Origin of the sequence: Paenibacillus tarimensis, from assembly GCF_021532315.1 — a bacterium.
Lineage (GTDB): Bacteria > Bacillota > Bacilli > Paenibacillales > Paenibacillaceae > Paenibacillus_I > Paenibacillus_I tarimensis.
Window position 1 is genome coordinate 539,355 of the sequence record NZ_JAKGAO010000004.1, and the last position, 21,848, is coordinate 561,202.

Sequence of the window (21,848 nt, forward strand, 5' to 3'; positions counted from 1 at the left end):
CGTTCAATATTGATTTGCTATTGCTGCAAAAATCCGCTAGAATTAAGCCATTGGACTCATAAATATAAAGAGTTGAACGACTGGTCAACTTAACAAGGAGTGGAAGAATGAAAGGAATCATTAACTTCTCGCTGAACAACAATTTTGCGGTATGGATTATGACCATCATCATTACAGTATCCGGCTTGTATGCGGGACTGACGATGAAACAGGAGACACTGCCAGATCTTGAACTGCCTATCGTGCAGGTTACGACAATTTATCCGGGTGCCGCACCTGAGGAAGTGGTGGACAAGCTTACGCAGCCGCTGGAGCAGCGTATTCTAAACATTAGCGGTGTGCAGAATGTATCGTCGCAGTCAATGGAGAATGTGTCTGCCATTACCGTACAGTTCGATTATGGAACCAATATGGATAAGGCAGAGCAGAGTATCTCTAATGAAATCAAGGATATTGAACTTCCGGGCGGGGTGAATAGCCCAAGTATTTCCCGGCTTAGTATCAATGCATTCCCGATTCTGTCTCTTAGCGTGTCCAGCAAGGACGGCTCTCTTGAGGATTTGACGAAGCTGGTGGAGGATCAATATAAGCCGGCTCTGGAAGGCCTGAACGGTGTAGCCAGTGTGGCGGTTGCCGGTCAGCATATCAAGGAGGTTCAGCTTCGTTTCAACCAGGAGAAGATGGCGGAGCTCGGTTTGAGCGAGGAGACGGTCAAAGGCATCGTTCAGGCTTCCGTGCTGAAGGTGCCGCTGGGCATGTTCGAAATGGGAGAGACGGCCAAGACAGTTGTAGTAGACGGTAATATCGTCTCGCTTGAAGAGTTAAAGGCGATCGCGATTCCAGTTATTCCAGCTGGAGCAGGTGCCGCTCAGGCGCCTGCGGCACCTAACGGCGGATCAGCTGCCGGCGCGTCCCAGGGAGCACCTCAGCCTCAAGTGCAGCCGGGAGCACTGCAGGCATCCCAGCAAGGGGCAGCTGCAGCTCCGGGTATTCCTACGGTTCAGCTTAAAGAAGTCGCAGATATCGAGCTGGTCGCATTATCTGATTCGATATCCCGTACGAACGGCCAGGAGTCCATCGGAATTCAGATCGTAAAGGGCGCGGATGCCAATACCGTTCAGGTTGCCAATCTGGTAAAAGACAAGGTTGAAGAGTTTAAGAAAGATAATACATCCCTAGAATTCGTCACGATGTTCGACCAGGCCGAGCCGATTGAGCAGTCCGTTCATACGATGCTGAATAAAGCGCTGTTCGGCGCACTCTTCGCCATTCTTGTCATCTTGGTTTTCTTGCGGAATATCCGGATGACCCTGATCTCGGTTATTTCAATTCCGTTATCCCTGCTGATTGGCATCCTGCTGCTCAAGCAGATGGATATCACGCTGAACATGATGACGCTTGGCGCGATGACGGTAGCGATTGGACGAGTTGTAGACGACTCGATTGTCGTTATTGAGAATATCTACAGGCGCAGTGCACTTAAGAATGAACCGCTGAAGGGTAAAGCACTGATTCTGGATGCAACACGCGAAATGTTCATTCCGATCGCTTCTTCTACAATTGTAACGATCGCTGTGTTCGTACCGCTTGCAGCTGTAGGCGGCATGGTTGGCGAGCTGTTCATCCCGTTTGCTCTTACCATGGTATTTGCTCTACTAGCATCCCTGCTAGTAGCAGTTACGATCGTGCCAATGCTTGGGCACACGATGTTCCGCAACGGCTTGAAGGGTAAACAGCTGCATGATGATGAAGCTGTCGGCCGTTTGGGTAACGGATATAGAAGACTTTTGCAATGGACGCTCAACCACAAGGTTGTCACACTTCTGGCAGCTGTAATTATTCTGGTTGGCAGCTTGTTCCTTACAAGCGTAGTCGGTACCAGCTTCTTGCCTGAAGAGGAACAGAAGTACGCGATGGTCACGTATTCGCCCGCACCTGGTGAGCTGCTGGAGCAGGTGAAGGATGTATCGCTTCAAGCAGAGGAACTGTTTCTGCAGACCGAGGATGTGACGGATGTGCAGTATTCGGTAGGCGGCAGCAATCCGCTGAATCCGGCTGCGACCAAATCGGCATTGTTCTATGTGATGTTTGAAGACGACACAGCAAACTTCATCGATCGGAAGAAGGAGCTGATCTCGAAGCTTCAAGATACAACCGGAGGCAAGGGTCAGTGGAAAGAGATGGATATGTCGGGCGGCATGGGCGGCAGCAATCTGACACTGAACGTCTTCGGCCCAAGCTATGATGAAATTCATACAGCTATTGGCCAAATCGAATCTGTTATGAAGGAAGACGGCAACCTGGAGGATGTAGAATCCAGCGTAACGGAATCTTATGAACAGTATACGCTTGTTGCCAATCAAGAGAAGCTCAGCAGCCTTGGGCTGACGACCGGCCAAATCGCGATGGCACTCAGTCCAGAGAGAGAGCAGCCTGTACTCACTTCAGTCAAGGTTGAGGGCAAGGAATATGAGGTTAAGATCTATACAGATCCGAAGACCTATAAATCGATAGCTGACATTGAGAATGAAACCATCATGTCGCCGCTTGGCATGCCTGTTCAAATTAAGGATGTCGTTGAGGTAAAAGAAGGCGAATCGCCGAACACGATTACACGACTGGATGGCCGCATGTATGCTTCGATTGAGGCAGCTGTAACAACAGCAGACGTGGGCAAGGCATCGAGCCAGCTGCAGCAGAAGGTGGAAGAGCTTGAGCTTCCTGAAGGCGTAAGCGTCGAATTCGGAGGCGTAACCGAGCAGCTGAACGAGACGTTCACGCAATTAGGCCTAGCGATGCTGGCGGCCATCGCAATTGTGTATCTGGTTCTGGTAGTAACATTCGGCGGCGGTCTCGCACCATTCGCGATACTGTTCTCACTGCCGTTTACTGTAATCGGGGCATTGGTTGGCCTGTGGATTGCAGGAGAGACAATCAGCGTATCGGCTATGATGGGAGCCCTCATGCTTATCGGGATCGTGGTGACCAATGCAATCGTACTAATCGACCGTGTCATCAAGAAGGAAGAGAGCGGCCTGTCTACCCGTGATGCGCTCCTCGAAGCGGCAGGCACCCGTCTTCGTCCAATTCTGATGACGGCGCTCGCCACAATTGGCGCACTCCTGCCGCTGGCCTTCGGATTTGAAAGTGCGGGCATTATATCCAAGGGTCTGGGTGTTACGGTTATCGGCGGTTTGACGAGCTCTACGCTGCTTACGCTGCTCATTGTACCAATCGTCTATGAGATCTTGATGAAGTTAAAACCAAAACGTCAGACTAACGAATAATAACCAGCATAGGAGGGAAAGCAATGAACCCGAAAAAAAAGCTGATATTAGACAGCGCCTTAAGCTGCTTTATACGGAAAGGGTATCATGCGTCCTCCATTCAGGAAATTGCCGAAGAAGCAGGAATTGCAAAAGGGCTTGTCTACTTTTACTTTAAGTCCAAGGAAGACCTGCTGCACTCTTGTCTTAAATATCATTTCGAACGAATAACAATTGAGGTTAAGCGTCATCTGGATACGGACAATCTTTCCCCAAGGGAACGATTGTCCGGCATGCTGCGCTATATGTTTACCAATAGTGCCGAGCACAGTGATCTGATCAAGATCTTGATGCGGGAACAAGCGATCCACGTTAATGACGAGCTGGCTGCCTTTTTCGTCCAGATGCGGATGAACAGCCTTCATACCTTCAGTGATTTAATTATCGGGATATATGGAGAGGACAGCAGGACATACGCCATAGATGCAGCCAGTATTCTTCAGGCCATGTGTAACGAATACACCTTCTACCTGCTGTTTAACAACAATTTCAGTGAAGCAGATCGTCTGGTAGCGTATATTGTAGATCGGCTCGATGATATAGTCGGCGGCATGATAGCACGCGGAGCCAAGCCGTTAATAGACTATAGCAGTATCGGCTCCTCGCATGATGAGATGGTCCGCTACTTCGAAGGTGAAAAGAATGGCTGGGTTAAGCCGATAGTTGATTTCAAGGTTCAATTGGATAAAATAAAAATCAACGATACGCAGCGCGAAGAGTTGATATCCTCGATCCAGATTATGGAGGCGGAATTTGAAAGTGAAACGCCGAACAAGATCGTAATCAAAGGAATGCTTGCTTATATCCGAAGCCTGGACCTGAAGCAGCTGCAAGAACCGGCAGACCGGCTTGAAACAATTCTTAATCAGCTTAATTAGTAAAATATCTTATAGGAAAAGCCTTGCCGTTTGCGGACCCGTGTCTGCCGGTAAGGCTTTTTTGGGCTGATAGAAGAGGCAACCAGAGGAAATAATGAGAAGGCAGTACACCAACATGGATTTGAAAGGAGGAGGAATGGTTATGCCAACTAGCCGTAATCATCAGGGTGCACACGGAATCGGACAGGCGGAGGAGCAGATCAAGAATCAGCATCAAGCAGCAGGAGATATACAGGGCACGAACCAAGTGGACCAGCGTGTAGACGAGGCGGCCCGCCGTTCGAAAACTGAATTAGATGAGATCATTGACAGCTAAGCTTCGGTAAGCAGTGGCAAAATTATGTGGACCATGCATATTTCACTCCTATAGGCAGATACTGTACCTAAAGGAGCGGATGCAGGAATGTGCCAATTGTTTGCTTTGGAAGCGGGAGCAGAAGAAATACGGGATCAGTTTCGCGTAAATAAGGTCATGGTGGAGATCTCACCGCGCAAGCAGATTGAGCCGACAGATAACGTCCCCATAATTGTCGGTAAACAGCAGGAGAGGCGTTTGATAGAATCCCGCTGGGGCTTGTTTCCCTTCTGGGCCAAGGATTCCATCAATGCCGATTTGGACGGTGTGCTTTCCAAGGAGATATTTGACCGGATCATCAAGAAGCAGCGCTGTATTATTCCTTGTACCTCCGTATGCAAGGTGGAGGATGACGGCAAACAGAAGCAATCGGTCTCCCTGACCTATAAGGGCTCGAAGTTATTTGGCATGGCTGGTCTGTATGAGGAGAGAGTGGACCCGCACGGACAGATCCATCGTACCTGCACAATCGTAACAACTGCTCCTGGTCTTGGTGTTTCGCACCATTGGAAGGGGCTTCCGGTCATCATTACGGAGAATGAGCTGGAAGAATGGCTGGATCCGGCCATGCGGGAAAAAGACAGGTGGCAAAGCCGCTTCGCCCCTTTACATGCTGAGCATGTGAGCATTAAGGTTGAGGTTGAAGAGCCGGTCAAATTTACGTTTCAGATGCTTGCTGGCGGACGAGCCTAAGGCTAACGAACCCCAATCGATCTGTTATACACAATAACAGCCATACGGCCGGTTGCCGTATGGCTGTTCATCTTGCGCAGGAATGCTGTTTACAAATAGCAGGCTATGTATAATTTATCGGCGATTTTTCATGGACTGCACAATTAAGGTATCTAGTTTCTGGCTCATCGTAATAACTTCAGGGTGAAGCAGGTTAAAATAATTCTTTTCTGCCACTTGCAGAAGCTCATCCTTTAGCACAACAATCTTGTCTGCGAGACTCATGGTTAATCACCCTGACTTTCTTCATGTTTTTTGAGGACAGAGTCAGTATATCCCACAAGTACTAAGAAACTATTAAATAAATGTGAGAATATCGGGTTCATTATACAAACAGCGGACAGAAAACGTACGGATTGAAATTTGCTCTTTATAATATTCACCAGTCAACTTCCAATTGAAACCTGTTTTGTATAATTTATAGGGGGAATTAGATTAGAAGATTCAAATGTGATATTTTATATAAGAGCTTGTCCGAAAACGACTGTAGAGATAGAGGTGAAGGGCAGTGCAGTTCACGACAGATAACACGGTATTCTTGTTTTCCATTCTTCTGATACTCGGCGTATTAACAACTAAGTTCTCTTCACGGCTAGGGTTGCCATCGCTAGTATTCTATATTGGTGTAGGCATGGTATTAAGCCGGTTTATATATTACGATAACGCTGCTCTTACTCAATTATTCGGGATCTTCGCGCTCATCGTGATTTTGTTTGAAGGAGGGATGCAGACCAAATGGAGCCGGGTCAAGCGGGTAATTGCGCCTTCCGTATCGCTGGCTACGGTGGGAGTTCTGCTAACCACAGCTGTCGTTGGCGCGGCCGCTACCTTCATTCTTCAGGTTACCTGGCTGGAAGGTATGCTGTTTGGCGCAATTGTTGGATCTACGGATGCGGCAGCGGTATTCGCGGTGCTGGGCAGTAAAAATATTAAGAAACGGCTGTCCTCTACCCTAGAGGCAGAGTCCGGCACGAATGACCCAATGGCCGTATTCTTGACGGTTGCTCTAATCGAGCTTCTTCAAAATCCTGAAGCGAAATACGGCTTGCTGCTGCTTCAATTTGTCCTGCAGATGGGACTAGGCCTTGCCGCTGGTTTGATAATGGGCAGGCTGACAGTCAAATCGGTTAACCGGATAAATCTGGATTCATCGGGTCTCTACCCTGTGTTTGCCATCGCGTTTGCGATATTCACCTACAGTGCAACCGCGATGGTCGGAGGGAGCGGACTGCTGGCTGTTTATATTATGGCACTCATAGTGGGCAACTCGGATCTTACGTATAAGCATTCCATCATCCGGTTTCATGAAGGCTTTGCCTGGATGATGCAGATTCTGATGTTTATCCTGCTGGGCCTGCTTGTATTTCCCGAAAATTTGCTTCAGGTTCTATGGCAGGGGGTTCTGCTTTCCCTTATTTTAATGTTTGCGGCAAGACCTATCGGGGTCTTCCTCTCTACCATCGGCATGGGCTTCAGCACTAGAGAGAAGGTCGTGATTTCGTGGGCGGGCCTGAGGGGAGCGGTTCCGATCGTGCTTGCAACCTACCCGCTGCTGGCTGGACTCGATATTGGGCAAATGTTCTTTGATGCTGTTTTCTTCGTTGTTCTCACATCGGCACTCATACAAGGCGCGACTATATCGCCGCTTGCTGAGAAACTCGGACTTGCGGGCGGTAGCAAGCCGGTCGTACCCCATTCGCTTGAGCTTGTATCCATTGGGAAGACGAGCAGCGAAATCCTTGAAACCTATGTGGAAGAACACTCGCCTGCGGCGGGCAGATCCGTCAAGAGCATTCCCTTCCCGAAGGAGTGTCTCGTTACGGCCGTCATTCGCGGTGACCGGGTGGTGACTCCCAACGGCAACACCCGGCTTAAGGAGGGGGATACAGTCTACTTGATGATAAACAAGCGGGAGAGGGAGCACGTGAAAAGTCTTTTTGCTGGAACTGATGTGGAGGGCAGTGAAGAGTAGACAAGTTCTGTATCCGGCATGCAGCTACCGGCTGCTGAAAGCGCGGTGGTGGAAGTCATTGATGTAGCGGAACAGCTGCCTGCCGTCAACCGGGAGCGGGTGAAGGGGATCAAAGGAGCAGACCAGTGCCCGGTATGGTTCCGGTACCCATATGTATTGATGAACATAATCTGTTGCCGCGAAGCCGCAGCGCCGCCAAAAGGACAGTCGTCTGGCATTCGTCTCATTATCATCTGCCTCGATCTCGACAATCACGCCTTTGGCTCGCTGCACATCTGCCGCCCGCTGCTTGATCCGGCTTACCAAATGCTCGCCCCATCCATGGCCGCGTAAATCTTCTCGAACGGCCAGATAATCAATCAGCAGGGCATGCTTGTCCTTAGATAAACCGGTCAATGCCATTGCTGCAGGCCCTGCATCGTCCGTACCCACATGCAGCTCACACATCCTCCTTTGGAACATTCTCCTAATCACCTGCTCGGGCTTGGCCCCGCTGGGGAAGGCTTGCTGATAGAGTACCCGGGCTTGTGCCCAGCGTTCCTCATCCCAATGCTCTGTCAGTGTCCAATTCATGAACGATTTCACCTCCATGCTGTTATACCATCATACTAAACATACCCCTAAATGAAGAAAAGCCACACATCAGGAACAATCCCGAGTGCGGCTCTTGTTTATATGGCTATTATAAAACACGGCGTGCCGTAACGTAGTTCTTGCTCCAATATCCGGAGGAGATACTGGAGACCATAACTCCTTTGCTGCTGGAGGTATGAATGAATTTGTTGTCGCCGGTGTAAATGCCGACGTGGCTGATTCCCTTGCCGCTAGTGTTAAAGAATACGAGATCACCTTGGCTCAAGTTATCCTTAGAAACCTTCTCGCCAACTTTCGCTTGTCCTTGTGAGGTGCGGGGGAGTTTAACTTCGGCTTGCTTATAAACGTATTGGGTAAAGGATGAGCAATCAAAAGCATAGTTGATGCCGCTAGGTGCTCCGAATCGGTATGGTACGCCCAAGTATTCCTTGGCGGTTGCGATCATTTCCTCACTTTGGGGAGTCGCTGCGTGCACTTGAGAAGACGAGCCTAAGGCTAAAGCCGAAAACCCGATGGTGGCGCTCAGACTCACAGCGGCAAGGCGTTTCATGAATGATTTCCTAAGCATCTGTTATGTAGTCCCTCCATCTGGATGATTGTCGTTGATGACTGTTAACACTATAACATACCTAAATTTTTGATAAATTCGCAGATGAGTTGATTTTTCCCGTTCTTCCAAGGGTTTCATCTATTTATGAGATTATCGTGAGAATTTTCTCATTTTCGTTTCAATCTCGCATTTCGTGGATTCCGTCTGGTAGAGAATATGGTAGACTGGTAGCATCAAGCGATAAGGAGTTCACACGTAATGAGTGACCAAAACCTGATGATAATGCTGGCATGTACCTTGTTTCTGGTATCTGGTGTACTGACGTTAATTGCTGAGAGCAAGGAGGGTTCTTTCTCGGAGAAGTGTGTAAGCTTTGGGGTGAGCCGCAGCTTGTCTGTCAATCTGCTATGCGGTTTCACGGGACTTGCTGGTGCTGCTTCCTTCTGGGCCCTTATGCAGCTGGTTAAATAAGCGATTAATATGTATAACGCACAGGCGGACAATAGTGTCATATCAAATATAGAGCAGCCCGGAAGGATATTCCTTCCGGGCTGCCGCTGTTATATAGAGCGTTAGAGCAGATAGGAGAGAAAGGCGGTTGCTATTCCAAAGTAGATCAGCAACGACAGTACATCGTTCAGTGTCGTGATGAGCGGCCCGGAAGCAATGGCCGGATCGATTTTCAGCTTGTTGAGCAGTAGCGGGATGACCGTGCCAGCCAGTGTACCCAATATCAGGGTAACCAGCAGGGAGGCGCCGACAACGAGTCCAAGGGTTATACTGCCCTGCCAGACATAAGCGATTATGGTGACTAGCACACCGCAGGTGAGGCCGATGAGCAGTCCCACTGTGAATTCACGTTTGACAAGCTTGAACATTTCCTTCTTGTCCATTTCCCGGCTGATCAAGCCTCTCACAACGACAGCGAGTGATTGTGTCCCCGTGTTGCCCGTCATTCCGGCGATCATAGGCATGAAGAATGCCAGTGCCACGATTTGGTTCAAGGTGTCTTCGAAGCGGCTGATAATTGTGCCGGATACCAATCCAATGAAGAGCAGAAGTATAAGCCAGGGCAGACGCCTGACAGCCGCCGTTCCCGGCTTTGTGTCGAAGTCAATACCTTTGGCACCGCCAGAGAGCTTATGAATGTCTTCATTCGCTTCATGCACGATAACATCCATGATGTCGTCAACTGTTACAATACCAGATAATATTTGAGCTTCATCGACAACAGGCAGGGCCAGGAAGTCATATCTCCGCATAATATCCGCAACTTCCTCTTGGTCTGTATCTACGGTCACTGAAATTACTCTGGTATACATAATGTCCGCTATCTTGTCGGAAGCATCGGCAAGGATTAAGTCGCGGTAGGAGACTACTCCAATGAGCTTCTTCATCTCGTCAATAACATAGAGGTAGCTGAGCGTTTCGGAAATTTCCGCAAATTCCCTGATTTTCTCTACGGCTTCCTTGACGGAATAATAAAGAGGAATCCATACATACCGGTTCGTCATGATGCGTCCGGCCGTCTCCGGCGGATAGTTCATCAGCCGCTGCACATTCTCGGATTCTTCTGCATCCATGTTGGCGAGGAAACGGTTCCGGTCTTCTTCAGACAGAGCATCCAGGAACAGGGCAAGATCATCATTGTCCATCCTGTCCATTACCTCTGTCGTCCGGTTGCGGCCAAGGAGACGGAAGGCATCATATTGAGCATGAGGACTGAGCTCCTGCATCATGTCGGCAAGCAGCTCGGTATCCAGCATGCGAAGCAGTTGAGGCTGCTGTGTAGGTTCAAGTGAAACGAATAGCGCGGCCATATCAAAGGGCTGAAGCTCTTGAAGGACGGCTAGACAGCCTGTGAGATCCCCGGCATCCAAATAGCACTTATACTGATCAATAAAGGACTCATTCCCTTGTTGGTTCTGCATACGATCACTTCCTTTCGGTCCTGCGTAAAGGCTACTCTAGATTATGCCATATTTTGTCCCGCAGAAGAAATCGGCATCACGGATCTATTAGCCTTCTCATAAATGTTAGTACCCCAATCTGAAGCCAGCGACCAGGTCAGGAGTTAGAAAACAAGGGGGTACTAACGGATGACTGCATATGCAAGCTGAAGAGGGCTGTCCCTGCAAGCAGATGAAGACTACCTGCAGGAACAGCCCCTTAAGCAGTGCGGACGTTTGGTTCAGGCCATTTCCCTGGAGTGAAGGTTCAGGCGGAAGTCACTTGGAGTCATACCAAAGGCCTGTTTAAATTTCTTAGTAAAATAAGCGGGGTTATAATAGCCGACTCGGTTCGCAATCTGCTCGATGGTTGACTCTGTCGTCTGAATTAATTCTCTAGCGCGCAAAAGCCTCTCCTGTGTGACGTATTCCACAAAATTTTCGCCGGTAGCAGATTTGAAAATCTTACTAATATAAGCAGGGCTCAGCGACACATGGTCTGCCACGGCATTTAGTGATAAGTCGCCATCCAGATTATCGCTGACATAGCGCTTGATCCGATCGATAATATCTTGGCTTCTGCTGCCCGAACGTTCCTTGCGGATGGCAGACAGGGAGGACAAGGCCGCCAGCTGCCAGAGCGCATATTCGCGGATGGACGGGAAATCCTCCATGCTTCCGGAATCCTGCACATCCAGCTCACCCGGATCAATATTAAGATCCTGCATGCACTGGCGGAAGGTATGCTGCAAGTCCGCTGCTGTCTGATAAGCATAGCCGGCAGAATAAGGGCCGCTTGTGAGCTTGTCCACGACCGTATGAAGGATAGCTGCTGCTTCTGCTTCATCACCTGCTTTTAAAGCTTTCTGCCAGGCAGAGCCCCATTTTCCTTCTAACAGCGATTCATCGGCTTCACGCAGTTTCCAGTGGCCTCCATGGAACCAGTCCACGTCCGGCTTCAGGAAACGATACTGCATATAAGCCTCTGCCTGCTTGTAGGATAGCTGAGTCTCAAGAGGATTTTCCTGCCATTCGCCCAAGGCCCCTGTCAGCTTCAGTCTAAAGTTGGCGTAAGCGTAAGATTGCAAATGGGTGAACCGCTTTATAATCGCGTCTTCCTCCGTGCGGCTGCTGAATGCAATGCCGCTGATCGTTTGGCCATAGGTTTCCACAGCCAATACGAATCGTTCATTCTCATTTCCGCTCTCAAGCATGTCAATTAGATGATACATAATAAACTGGGCATTTTCCGTCGTCATGGACGCCATCGTATGATTATCGAGGCTGATTTTGAAGCCGGCTGTATAAGATTGCGCTGATAATCCCAGCATGTGCAGCCGGTCACCGAGCTCTTCCCGGTTTTTAATCGTATTCTGTAGAAGTCCTGTTACCAGACTGTGCTTGACAAGCGGCATGTTGGCGTCAAGTGTCTTCTCCAGTTGGGTAACCTTGACGGACAAGTTGTCAATCAGACTATTAATCTGCACATATTCATCCACGTCCCTGCGGGCCGAAGCGCTATCCTGGAATAAATGCTTGGTTCGCTCCATGAGCGTCCGTAGCGGGTGGTAGATCCGGCTGGTAAAAATATTGGAGACAACAGCACCGAGAAGAATGGCAATGAAGCCAATTACAAGCAGCACCTGCTGAATGGTTCTTGATTTGGCGTAGAACTGCTCCACAGGCGTTAAGCTTGCTACGGTCCAGCCGTTCGCAGATGGAAGGTGCCGGTAGGACAGCATATGGGCATCTTCACCAACCGAAATGATTCCGCTGCCTCTGTTGACACTAGTCATATTCTCAGGGCGGACAGCTTGTGCAAGCATCTTCTCATCTTCTGGGTCATTAGAGATAAGCAGGCCGCCGGGACCTATAATGGCAAGCCTGCCGTCATCGATCCTTCGGTCGGGAGACTGCAGTATGCGTGCAACTGCCTTCTTGTTAACATTAAATAGTATGTAACCTGAGTTGCTGTCATCGTGAACGTAGGGATAGGCTGCCGCAAAGGTGAATACCGTGCTGGTTGTCGGGCCGGCAATTTCGGCTGGAACATGATCCGACCACAGGAAATTGCTGCCTCCAAAGGGTTGACGGTCGAGCCAATCCAGCTGCTTCCAGTCGCTAGTATTGGAATAAGATTTGTAGCCTTCCAGGGAAGAGATCATCATCCGGTTCTTGCGGTAATAGACCGCTACGGAATCCAGGAGTCCACCGCTGGAATTCACAATGTATTTGAGATGCTGATAAGCTTCAGAGATTTTGGCATTGTTTTCTGTTACCGGCTGTTGAAAGAATAAGAGCACATCGTTCTTGTTGCGATAATTTGAGGACAGCTCAATATAAGTGCTCTGCACCTTGCGAAAGACCTGCTGCTCGACCGTGTGCTGAACATTACTGAGCATACGGTTATGGACGCGTTCAACCTCACGGTTGAAATTGTCTGTGAAATACATGTAAGAAGCCGTTCCCATAAATAACGTGGTTAGAGCGATTAATGCCGCATAGGAGAAGAGCAGTCGGAAAAAGATAGTGTTAAAACGTTTGGGTATGACGGGAAACTTCATGACGCTTACCTCCGTGCCTATGTCCAAGATGAGTCCATTATAACGAAACAATGTCAGCAATTATTTTAAGATTATATGAAGGGAGGGGGGGAGTTGGCTAATAGAAGTGATCGATAGTGATGGCAAAGGGAATCACGAGACAAAAGTAGACATAACATTTATTATGTAATCCATTTGCATCGTTCCATGTTTCCCGCTACGATGAGGTCATAGAGAGCGCCTGGAGGGATGATTAAGATGAAGGCAGAAGCCGTGCAATCAGTTGCTGAGAAGGTCAGAGACAATGTCGGAAGGGTTATCGTTGGCAAGGAAGAGATTATCGACAAGCTGTTGATTGCCATATTAACGGGCGGTCACGTCCTGCTGGAGGATGTACCGGGAACGGGGAAAACGATGCTTGCCAAGGCAATGGCCTTTTCACTAGACTGTAAATTTAAGCGCATACAGTTTACGCCCGATCTGCTGCCATCCGATTTAACAGGCATTCATTATTACAACCAGCACAGCGGACAGTTCGAATTCCGGCCGGGTCCGCTGTTTACGAATGTCCTGCTGGCAGATGAAATCAACCGGGCGACCCCGCGGACACAATCCAGCCTGCTAGAATGCATGGAAGAGCGCCAGGTCAGTACTGATGGCAAGGCAGAGGTGCTGGAGCGTCCTTTTCTCGTCATTGCGACGCAGAACCCGGTCGAAAATCAAGGCACCTTCCCGCTTCCTGAGGCACAGCTCGACCGGTTCTTGTTTAAGCTGCGCATAGGTTATCCTTCCAGTGAAGACGGCGTCGCTATACTGAAGCGTTTCATGGAAAACAGTCCGCTGGATGAACTGGAGCCGGTTGTTACCCGTGCAAGTATTGCAGCTGCTCAGGAGGTTTGTGCCCGTGTAAAGGTACATGAGGATTTACTTCACTATATTGTAGCGATTGCTGAGGCAAGCCGGTCGCATGAGGACATACATACAGGTATTAGCCCAAGGGGCACTCAAGCATTGCTGAAGGCATCTCAAGCTTATGCGGCTTTGCAGGGAAGAGATTACGTGACGCCCGATGATATCAAATCATTGGCCGTTCCCGCGTTGTCGCATCGTATGCTGCTGCGGGGCGGCAGCCGCCTGAAGCCGCAGTCCGCTGAGCTGATTGTGGAGAAACTGCTGCAGCAGATACCGGTTCCCGCTGAACCGGATATGCCGGTCAGATAGGGAGTGCAGTCATGGCCTTTCATTATTTGCTGCTGGCTGCGGCAGTCTTGTTCCTGCTTCAGTCCCTGATCTTCCGACACCTGGGCTTACGGGCTGTCCAGTATAATCGAAGCCTCTCAACTTCGTCCTGCTTTGCGGGGGATGAGATTAAGCTGATTGAACAGATTTCGAACGAGAAGTGGCTGCCGGTCCCCTGGCTGCGCGTTGAATCCCAATTCAAGAGCGGACTTCTCTTTCATTCCCTTGTCAATCTTGAGGTCAGCAGGGGAGATATTTATCAGAATCATAAGAGTTTATTCAGTCTATCGTCCAATATGCGGATAACAAGGCAGCATACTGTAACCTGCCAGAAGCGGGGGCTCTACCGTCTGGAATCTGTTTCGATATCGGCGGGTGATCTGTTTGGCTTGTATCCGGTATCACAGCAGCGAACCTTCGACATTCGGCTGGTCGTCTATCCTGAGCCGATGCCATTCCATGAACTGCCGATTAATACCTCAAGCTGGCAGGGTGATATAGCGGTCCGGCGGTGGCTAGTGGATGACCCGTTCGCTATATCGGGAACAAGAGAGTATAGAGCCGGCGACTCCATGAAGAGCATCAATTGGTCTGCGACAGCACGTTCCGGCAAGCTGCAGGTGCACAAGCGGGAATTCACTTCTGATTGTCGCTTGATGATTGCCCTCAATGTAGAGGATCGTGAGGGAATGTGGAAGGAAGCGACAGATGTAGAGACCATTGAGCTGGCCATCCGTATGGCAGCGGGTTATGCTGAATATGCCGCCATACAAGGGCTAGAGGCGGGGCTTGTCTCCAATGGCGGACAGGCTGAGGCAGAACGAGAATACATATGGCTTCCGAGCGAAGGCGGTATGCGAAACTTAACCTTAATCTACGAGGCGCTGGCCAAGCTTCTTTCTAATAGAGTACTTGCTTTCCACGAACTAATGGATAGAATGGCTGAGCAGCTGCAAGAGAGGACGGATATCCTGCTGATCTCAGCTTATCGTAATACCAAGATGGAAGAAGCAGCTGAGCATTTGTGCAGGCTCGGCCACTCTGTTAATTGGATACTGGTGCCGAATGTGTCAGGCGGGGAGGGTGATGGTGCATGACCCGGTTCTTCGGTACTGTCCTATGGCGCGGGGCCATTGAGACATTAATGTTTTTGCCGGCCCTTATACTGGCTGCTGAATATCTGTCCGCACGGCCGCTCTCCTGGCTGTGGATATTGACGATGCCGATAATTTATCTGGCGGCGTGTTCACTGAACAAGCTGCTTACACGCAGCAGGATCGTCATGGGCTATCGTCTTCTCCTGGCCGTTGTGCTTGGTGCCGCTCCTGCTGTCATTCTGTCAGGCTTGAGCTGGCAGGCTGTACCCGCGATATTCGCAGGCGCTATCTTCGGTTATCGTGGAGCCGCTCCGCTTGACCCGGGAGACCGGTCACAGATTAATCAAATACTGGCACCTTCGATTATTTTGTATTTTGCCGGGTCTGCTGTATCCGGTACCGTCCCGAGCTGGTCCGCATATAGTCAGACTTGGCTGCTAGCAGGCTGCGCCATGCTTCTGATTACCGCTTTACGTTTGAACAGGATTATGCTGCTTAGCGCCAATTTCAATGAACAATCGGATACATCGCTGCCGGTCACAGTGTTGAACCGAAACCGCGGACTTATACTGGTCTTCCTGGCGGTGTCTGTACTGCTGTCAGCAGCCGGGCAAATTCAGCAAGCACTGGTATGGCTTAGGAATCAGCTGCAAGCGTTGCTGGCCATGCTGTCATCAGGTGATGGTACACCTCTTCACAATGCACCGCCACCCGAAGTTCGGCCGCCCGAGGATATGCTGCCGCCGCCTGCAAGCGAGCCATCCATGTTTTGGAGCTGGCTTGAAATAATATTGACATACGCCGTACAAATGCTGCTAATTATTGCTGCAGGGTGGCTTTTATATAAGCTGTGTAGGGCATTGCCCGGTTTATACCGAGCCATCAGCGGCTGGCTGATGCGATTCACAAGCAGAGAGGGAGAGATGGTATATAAGGGGTACGTCGATGATGTGGAGCAAATTCCACCGAAGAAAAATTGGCGGGCGGCTGTACGCGAACGGTTAGGGGAATACCGCAATTTCGATAAAGGGTGGCCCCATTGGCCGGAGGAGAGAAGGATCCGGTATCTGTTCCGTAAACGGTTTGCCGAAGAAATGCGAAGAACAGGCTACAGCTATCAGAAGGCAAAGACACCGAAGGAAAATATACAGCAGATAAATCGGCAGCCTTCGTTAAATGCAAAAGACGGGGAGCTTGCCAACTGGTATGAGCGAGTGCGCTACGGCAGCGAAAGGCCGCCCGACGGCACAGCGGATCGTCTTGGGAAGGGTCATTAAGCTTGGGGTCTGCCGGCTTCGGTTTAAGCAAAAAGATAAAGCATCCATCTTTACGGTGGATGCTTTTTTCGCATATTTTCGCATACTAAAGAGAATTTACTTCAAAAGCACAAAAGCATCTCCTAGCAGGGTTAACTATGTTATAAACGGGTTATGAGTTTTTATGTTAGATTTTCGTTAGATGCAGGAATTAAGCAACTTATGTCGAACTTTGTATTAATTTAAGGATCTATTCTCGATGTGCTGTGAGAATAGAGGACTACATGAACGGCTTACAGGAACACAGCGAACACAGCCATTAACGATAGCGGGTGACAACATGAGGAAGTATCAAGAAGCATTAATCAGCTCCATACAGACACAGATGGCACAGTGGTTTGAGCAGGAACACAACCATCTATCTTATGACGAGCTTTACCGATTTCTCCATTCCGTAAGCGGTACGTCTGGCACGATTGGTATGGATGCTGTCTCGAACAAAGCCAGACAGCTGATGAACGAACTTGGGGAACATACAGAGGAGCCGGTTCCAATTGAAGAGGCCCGCTCCTTACTGCTGCCGCTTCTTGCCGAGTGTTACGGTTCAAATGATCAGGACAGCATGCTGCCGGAAGCACTTCTCACTATGTCTGTATCAGGCCGCAAGGAGCAGCCGATCGTGCTTGTAGCCGATGAGGATGCAACGTTTCTTATATATATGAAAGAAGAGCTGGAAAAGCGCGGGTATATGGTGCTTGCAACTACGGACTCTCATGAGACGATGAAGTATTTGCATGATTATCGCCCGGATTGCCTTGTACTGGATCTTTATTTGAAGCAAATGAATGGATATGATCTTATCTTGTCGCTGCGAGAGAAGATGAAATACCAATATATTCCCACAACGATTGTTTGCGAGGCAGATGACCGGGCGACACGCATTCAGGCTTACAGGCTGGGAGCCGATGATTTTATCGCTAAGCCCTTCGATATGGGAGAATTCACTGCAAGGCTTGAACGGCAGCTGGAGCGCAAAAAACTGTTTGACCGGATCCAGCAGCATGACATGATGACAGGTGCTCTTAAGCAGGAATTATGGCGGGAGGAATTTTCAACGTTTATAAATTGCCTGGAGTCGGAAGAGCATTTTGTGCTTGCGCTGACGGATGTTAATGATCTCCGGACCATTAATGAAGAGAGCGGTCCGCATATGGGAGACCAGGTTATTTGTGCGGCCGGCGAAGCTTTGCGCGGGGTTCTGTCAGCTGAAGATGTGCTTATCCGATATTCGGGTGCGAAATTCCTCATCTTGTCAAAGGATGCTCAGGGAGCAGAAGACAAGATGGAACTTGCTGTGGAACGCTTTGCCCAAGTAGGCTTCCAATCTGACAAGGAAGTTTTCCACGCGAGTATGACGGTTGGCGCTACACGAGTGGGCCGCTCTTCTATTGGAGAGGTATGTGTAGCGCGCGCTCAAGCCGCCTTGGAGAAGGCCAAGCGAAGCGGGCTTCCGGTATATTGTTGTCAACAGGGAGGAGAAGGTCTTCGGCGAACCATCCGGGTGGCTATAATCGACAATGATTTGATGATTCGTTCTCTGCTCACTGAACATGCCAAGTCGGTCTTCCCTGACTATGTGGACGGACAAATCCGGAGCTACCGTTCGGGTGAAGAGCTGCTTGATGATGAATGGCTGAAAAGCAGCGATCCGTACATGATTGTCCTTGACCGGTATATGCCCGGCATGGATGGGCTGCAGGTCCTGCAGCATTTGCAGGGACTAGACAATAAGGATCAGTTCACCATATTAATGCTCACCAAGGATAAGAATGAAACAGACATGGCTAAGGCCCTAGAACTGGGCGCCGATGATTATATGATGAAACCATTCAGTATTCGAGAGCTGGAGGCAAGAATCCGCCGTTTGGCCAAGAAGCTGGGGTAAGTAAGAGTAGATTTTTAACAGGAATGTAATGACCGAATGTGATAGGAGGCTAAAAATGGCTTCAATTCTGCTGGCTGAAGATGAACCCGTGCTGCGTATGCTCGTATTAGATTCGCTGGAAGATGAAGGCTATGAAATTGAAGTGGCTTGTGACGGGGAAGAGGCGTATGAACGAATCCGTGAACGTGAGTATGATCTAATAATTCTCGATTACATGATGCCGAAGATGACCGGTATTGAGGTTATTGAACGAACGCGCGAGCTGGAGAACAGGAAGCATACCAAAATTCTGATGCTCTCTGCCAAGAGTCAGCAGACCGAGCAGGATAAAGTGCTGAAGGCCGGTGCTGATGACTTTATGTCCAAGCCTTTCAGCCCCCTGGATCTGATCGCGAAGGTGGGAGATATGCTGAATGGCTAAATGGAGACGATTTTACCGGATCAGCATAACACGCAGGTTCATGTCTATGCTGATCTTCACAATTTTACTCATTCTGCTTGGCTCCATTCTGATGGTCTGGGGATCCTTCAGACTTCTAAACGATTATGAAGCGTCCACGCGGGAAATGAGGATAAAGCACGAGCTTGTATCGGATATTACACATCATACCAACGATATTATTTTGCGGTCTCGCGGGTATTATGTATACTTGACTGACTACGAATACGAACAGATTTATAATCAGAAGGAAGCCCTCGAAAAGTCGATTAAGGATTTCAAGGGACTGAAACTCACGACTCCAGAGCAAGAGATCATCCAGGCGATAGAATCATTCTTTGACAGTTATTTTTCCACCACTCTGCCTATTGCCATCGAGTATGCAAAAGAGGGAAAATATGAAGCCTTGCGGAATTTAATCCCTGCAGATGCCTCTAACCCTGTAAACGAATTATTTGCCTACGCGAACGACTTTGAAGCTGATCTGCGACAAGCGGAGCAGGAGAAAAACGATGATCTTGTCAGGAATTTTGCCACACAGGGGGTCTTATTTATCCTCTATGTTGGACTTATTCTGGTCATGAGCTTATTTATTGTCCGCCGTATGTCCGTGGATCTTGGCGGCCCGCTCAGCAATTTATCATTAGCTGCCAGCAGATTTGCCCGAGGTGATCACACGCATTTCGATTATCAGGACCGGGAAGATGAGATTGGAAGACTGGCCCGTTCCTTGGAAACGATGATGATTACGCTGCAGTCTAAGGAAGAAGAGCTCGTTGCTCAAAATGAAGAGCTGCTTGCTCAGCAGGACGAGCTTCAGATGCAGCAGGAAGAGCTGGAGCATGCTCTTGGGAAGATGTCCGAGAATGAGAAGTATCTTCAGAAGCGGAATATGCTTGTACAATCGCTTGCCAATACGCTTGATAAACAGGAGCTGCTCAACAGTATTATCACGCATCTGGTTGAGCTTACGGGCTCGGATAAAGGCATGATAATCCTCTCTGGTAATAGCGGAGATTATGCCTCTTACGGGTTGAACGAAAAAGCGGCAGAGCATTTTGCTGTCAATTATGGTGAGAGCTTAATGGCACGTGCAATTCAGACAAGAGAAATCTATACCCATGAACGGGACGCAACCGAATCAGAGAGAGCTTACCATTCGGATGCTATGAAGGTTACAGACACTTATGTTCCCGTGCTTGGTGATAACGATGAGATTATTGCGTGCCTTCTGCTTACCAAGATAGGGAGGGAGCTCAGCCAGCAGGAGTATGAGGAAATCTGCGGGCTTGCTACTCAAATCTCGCTTGCACTTGCTAAGCTTGGCATCTATGAGGAATCGGAATATCAGCGTCAGATTAACTATGATATGTTAAACACGATTCAAGAGGCCGTTCAGCTCGTGGATAAGTCAGGACTTACTCTGCATGTGAACCGCATGTGGTACGAAATGTTCGACCTGAAGACCTGTGTAGAATATGGCGGCCGGATGGAGTTAACAAGCTTCAACGAGCTGCTGCAGGAGAAGGTCGCGGAACCGCAGGCTCTTATTCAATTTATAAGACAGGTCATCAGCGGTGAAGCAGCAGGAGTTACCAGTATGAACTATGAACTCCTTGAGCCTGTTAAGCGTTATGTCCAGATTTATTATGAGCCGCTGTACCGCGGATCCGAATTGTTTGGTGTCCTGCTCGTACACCGTGACATTACGAAGGAATATGAAGTGGACCGCATGAAGTCAGAGTTTGTAAGTACGGTAAGTCACGAGCTTCGTACCCCGCTGGCAAGTGTGTTGGGATTTGCGGAGCTCCTGCTGCACAGAGAGCTTAAACCCGACAGACAAAGAAAATATATTAGCACAATTCATCAGGAAGCAAGAAGATTAACGACATTAATCAATGACTTTCTCGATCTGCAGCGGATGGAGTCCGGCAGGCAAAGCTACGATATGAGACCTGCTAAGCTGGGTGAGCTTATTCAAGAAGCCATTGAACTGCAAAAGATAAACATCGGCAGCCATCATCTGGAATGGAAGGATGATGCTCCTGGGGCAACTGTGTTCGCTGACCGGGACAAGATGCTTCAGGTATTCACCAATTTGATCAATAATGCCATTAAGTATTCGCCGCATGGGGGCACGATTACCATCCATCTTCGAACTGACAAAGATAGGCTGTTGGTTACGACACAGGATGAAGGCCTTGGCATTCCGGCGGATGCTCTGCCTAACTTGTTCAACAAGTTTTATCGGGTAGACAATAGTGACCGTAGAGAGATCGGCGGTACGGGTCTAGGGCTTGCCATTGTTAAAGAAATCGTTAACCGACATAAAGGCGACATCTCTGTAGACTCTGTATTAGGAGAAGGCAGTGCCTTTACGATCAGCCTGCCGCTGTTCGAACCGCAGGAGCAGGGTGGAGATGAACAGGGATACCCGTCTGTATCAGACACCGGCATGGCCGATATTATGCTGATCGAGAACGACAGGAGTCTTGCCGTTATGCTCCGGGAGGAGCTGGAGGGCAACGGTTTCCGGGTACATCTTTTTACTGAAGGAAGCAGAGCCGTTCATGCAATGGACACCATCCGGCCCAAGCTTGTCGTAATAGATCTTATGCTGGAGACAGAGTTTGACGGTTGGGAAGTGATTGAACAGATGAGGAATGATGAGCACCTCAAGCAGATTCCAATTGTTATTTCAAGCGCGTTTGAAGAGCAAGACCGTGCGGCCAAGCTTGGCATCCGGTATTTTCTGATCAAGCCTTATGAGCCTCATAAGCTAACGGTCGTAATTCGGGATATTCTTCATCAAGAACTTACTTGATAAATGATTTCGGCTCCTTGACCCATACTAGGGTAAGGAGCTTTTTTTATTTATGTTATTAATCTGATGAATATTTAACGCAGTTTAATAATTTGGCTTGGACTTATAGCTCGATTATTGGAGACTGAGTTCGGTTAATGAGTAACAAA

At 49.0% G+C, this 21,848-nt stretch carries 17 protein-coding genes; 12 read left to right on the forward strand and 5 right to left on the reverse strand.

The features are described from left to right. Positions 1-107: 107 nt before the first annotated feature. The 4 genes from L1N82_RS03835 to L1N82_RS03850 all read left to right on the forward strand — a co-directional run bounded on the left by L1N82_RS03835 (position 108) and on the right by L1N82_RS03850 (position 5,252). Complete coding sequence (locus L1N82_RS03835; protein ID WP_235286011.1) at positions 108-3,287, forward strand: efflux RND transporter permease subunit; 3,180 nt, start codon at positions 108-110, stop codon at positions 3,285-3,287. Positions 3,288-3,310: 23 nt separating this feature from the next. Next, positions 3,311-4,204, forward strand: coding sequence for a TetR/AcrR family transcriptional regulator (locus L1N82_RS03840; protein ID WP_235286012.1), 894 nt, complete (start codon positions 3,311-3,313; stop codon positions 4,202-4,204). Positions 4,205-4,346: 142 nt separating this feature from the next. Continuing rightward, positions 4,347-4,520, forward strand: a complete 174-nt coding sequence (locus L1N82_RS03845; protein ID WP_235286013.1) for a hypothetical protein — start codon at positions 4,347-4,349, stop codon at positions 4,518-4,520. 87 nt (positions 4,521-4,607) lie between these two features. Then, complete coding sequence (locus L1N82_RS03850; protein WP_235286014.1) at positions 4,608-5,252, forward strand: SOS response-associated peptidase; 645 nt, start codon at positions 4,608-4,610, stop codon at positions 5,250-5,252. Between the two features lie 114 nt (positions 5,253-5,366). Here the strand turns inward: L1N82_RS03850 and L1N82_RS03855 are convergent, their stop codons facing one another. Next, positions 5,367-5,516 carry an aspartyl-phosphate phosphatase Spo0E family protein gene (locus L1N82_RS03855; RefSeq protein ID WP_235286015.1) on the reverse strand — a complete coding sequence of 50 codons (150 nt, stop codon included), beginning with the start codon at positions 5,514-5,516 and terminating at the stop codon, positions 5,367-5,369. 283 nt (positions 5,517-5,799) lie between these two features. Here L1N82_RS03855 and L1N82_RS03860 point away from each other — a divergent pair, with 283 nt between their 5' ends. After that, positions 5,800-7,263 (forward strand): potassium/proton antiporter, encoded by a 1,464-nt coding sequence (locus L1N82_RS03860; protein ID WP_235286016.1) that lies wholly within the window; start codon positions 5,800-5,802, stop codon positions 7,261-7,263. A gap of 24 nt (positions 7,264-7,287) precedes the next feature. Here the strand turns inward: L1N82_RS03860 and L1N82_RS03865 are convergent, their stop codons facing one another. After that, a complete protein-coding gene (locus L1N82_RS03865) occupies positions 7,288-7,836 on the reverse strand; it encodes a GNAT family N-acetyltransferase (protein ID WP_235286018.1) in 549 nt (182 codons plus the stop codon). 109 nt (positions 7,837-7,945) lie between these two features. Next, positions 7,946-8,407 (reverse strand): C40 family peptidase, encoded by a 462-nt coding sequence (locus L1N82_RS03870; protein ID WP_235286020.1) that lies wholly within the window; start codon positions 8,405-8,407, stop codon positions 7,946-7,948. A 258-nt stretch (positions 8,408-8,665) separates the two neighbouring features. Between L1N82_RS03870 and L1N82_RS03875 the strand changes: the two genes are divergently transcribed. Then, positions 8,666-8,878 carry a hypothetical protein gene (locus L1N82_RS03875; RefSeq protein WP_235286022.1) on the forward strand — a complete coding sequence of 71 codons (213 nt, stop codon included), beginning with the start codon at positions 8,666-8,668 and terminating at the stop codon, positions 8,876-8,878. A 101-nt stretch (positions 8,879-8,979) separates the two neighbouring features. Here L1N82_RS03875 and mgtE read toward each other — a convergent pair whose 3' ends face one another. After that, the gene (gene mgtE, locus L1N82_RS03880; RefSeq protein ID WP_235286023.1) at positions 8,980-10,338 is read right to left on the reverse strand and encodes a magnesium transporter; all 1,359 of its coding nucleotides are present in this window, start codon (positions 10,336-10,338) and stop codon (positions 8,980-8,982) included. Between the two features lie 260 nt (positions 10,339-10,598). Continuing rightward, a complete protein-coding gene (locus L1N82_RS03885; protein ID WP_235286025.1) occupies positions 10,599-12,920 on the reverse strand; it encodes a helix-turn-helix transcriptional regulator in 2,322 nt (773 codons plus the stop codon). Positions 12,921-13,157: 237 nt separating this feature from the next. Here L1N82_RS03885 and L1N82_RS03890 point away from each other — a divergent pair, with 237 nt between their 5' ends. The 6 genes from L1N82_RS03890 (at position 13,158) to L1N82_RS03915 (ending at position 21,699) form a co-directional block, all read left to right on the forward strand. Further along, complete coding sequence (locus tag L1N82_RS03890; protein ID WP_235286027.1) at positions 13,158-14,120, forward strand: AAA family ATPase; 963 nt, start codon at positions 13,158-13,160, stop codon at positions 14,118-14,120. Positions 14,121-14,131: 11 nt separating this feature from the next. Next, entirely contained in the window at positions 14,132-15,235 is a 1,104-nt protein-coding gene (locus L1N82_RS03895; protein ID WP_235286028.1) for a DUF58 domain-containing protein, read from the forward strand. Further along, positions 15,232-16,512: a DUF4129 domain-containing protein gene (locus L1N82_RS03900; protein WP_235286029.1), complete on the forward strand. Its 1,281-nt coding sequence runs from the start codon at positions 15,232-15,234 to the stop codon at positions 16,510-16,512. The genes L1N82_RS03895 and L1N82_RS03900 overlap by 4 nt, the downstream gene beginning before the upstream one ends. A 319-nt stretch (positions 16,513-16,831) precedes the next feature. Next, positions 16,832-18,436, forward strand: coding sequence for a GGDEF domain-containing response regulator (locus L1N82_RS03905; RefSeq protein ID WP_235286031.1), 1,605 nt, complete (start codon positions 16,832-16,834; stop codon positions 18,434-18,436). Positions 18,437-18,491: 55 nt separating this feature from the next. After that, positions 18,492-18,857, forward strand: a complete 366-nt coding sequence (locus tag L1N82_RS03910) for a response regulator transcription factor (RefSeq protein WP_235286032.1) — start codon at positions 18,492-18,494, stop codon at positions 18,855-18,857. Continuing rightward, positions 18,850-21,699 carry an ATP-binding protein gene (locus L1N82_RS03915; protein WP_235286034.1) on the forward strand — a complete coding sequence of 950 codons (2,850 nt, stop codon included), beginning with the start codon at positions 18,850-18,852 and terminating at the stop codon, positions 21,697-21,699. Before L1N82_RS03910 ends, L1N82_RS03915 begins: the two co-directional genes overlap by 8 nt. Positions 21,700-21,848: the final 149 nt, after the last annotated feature.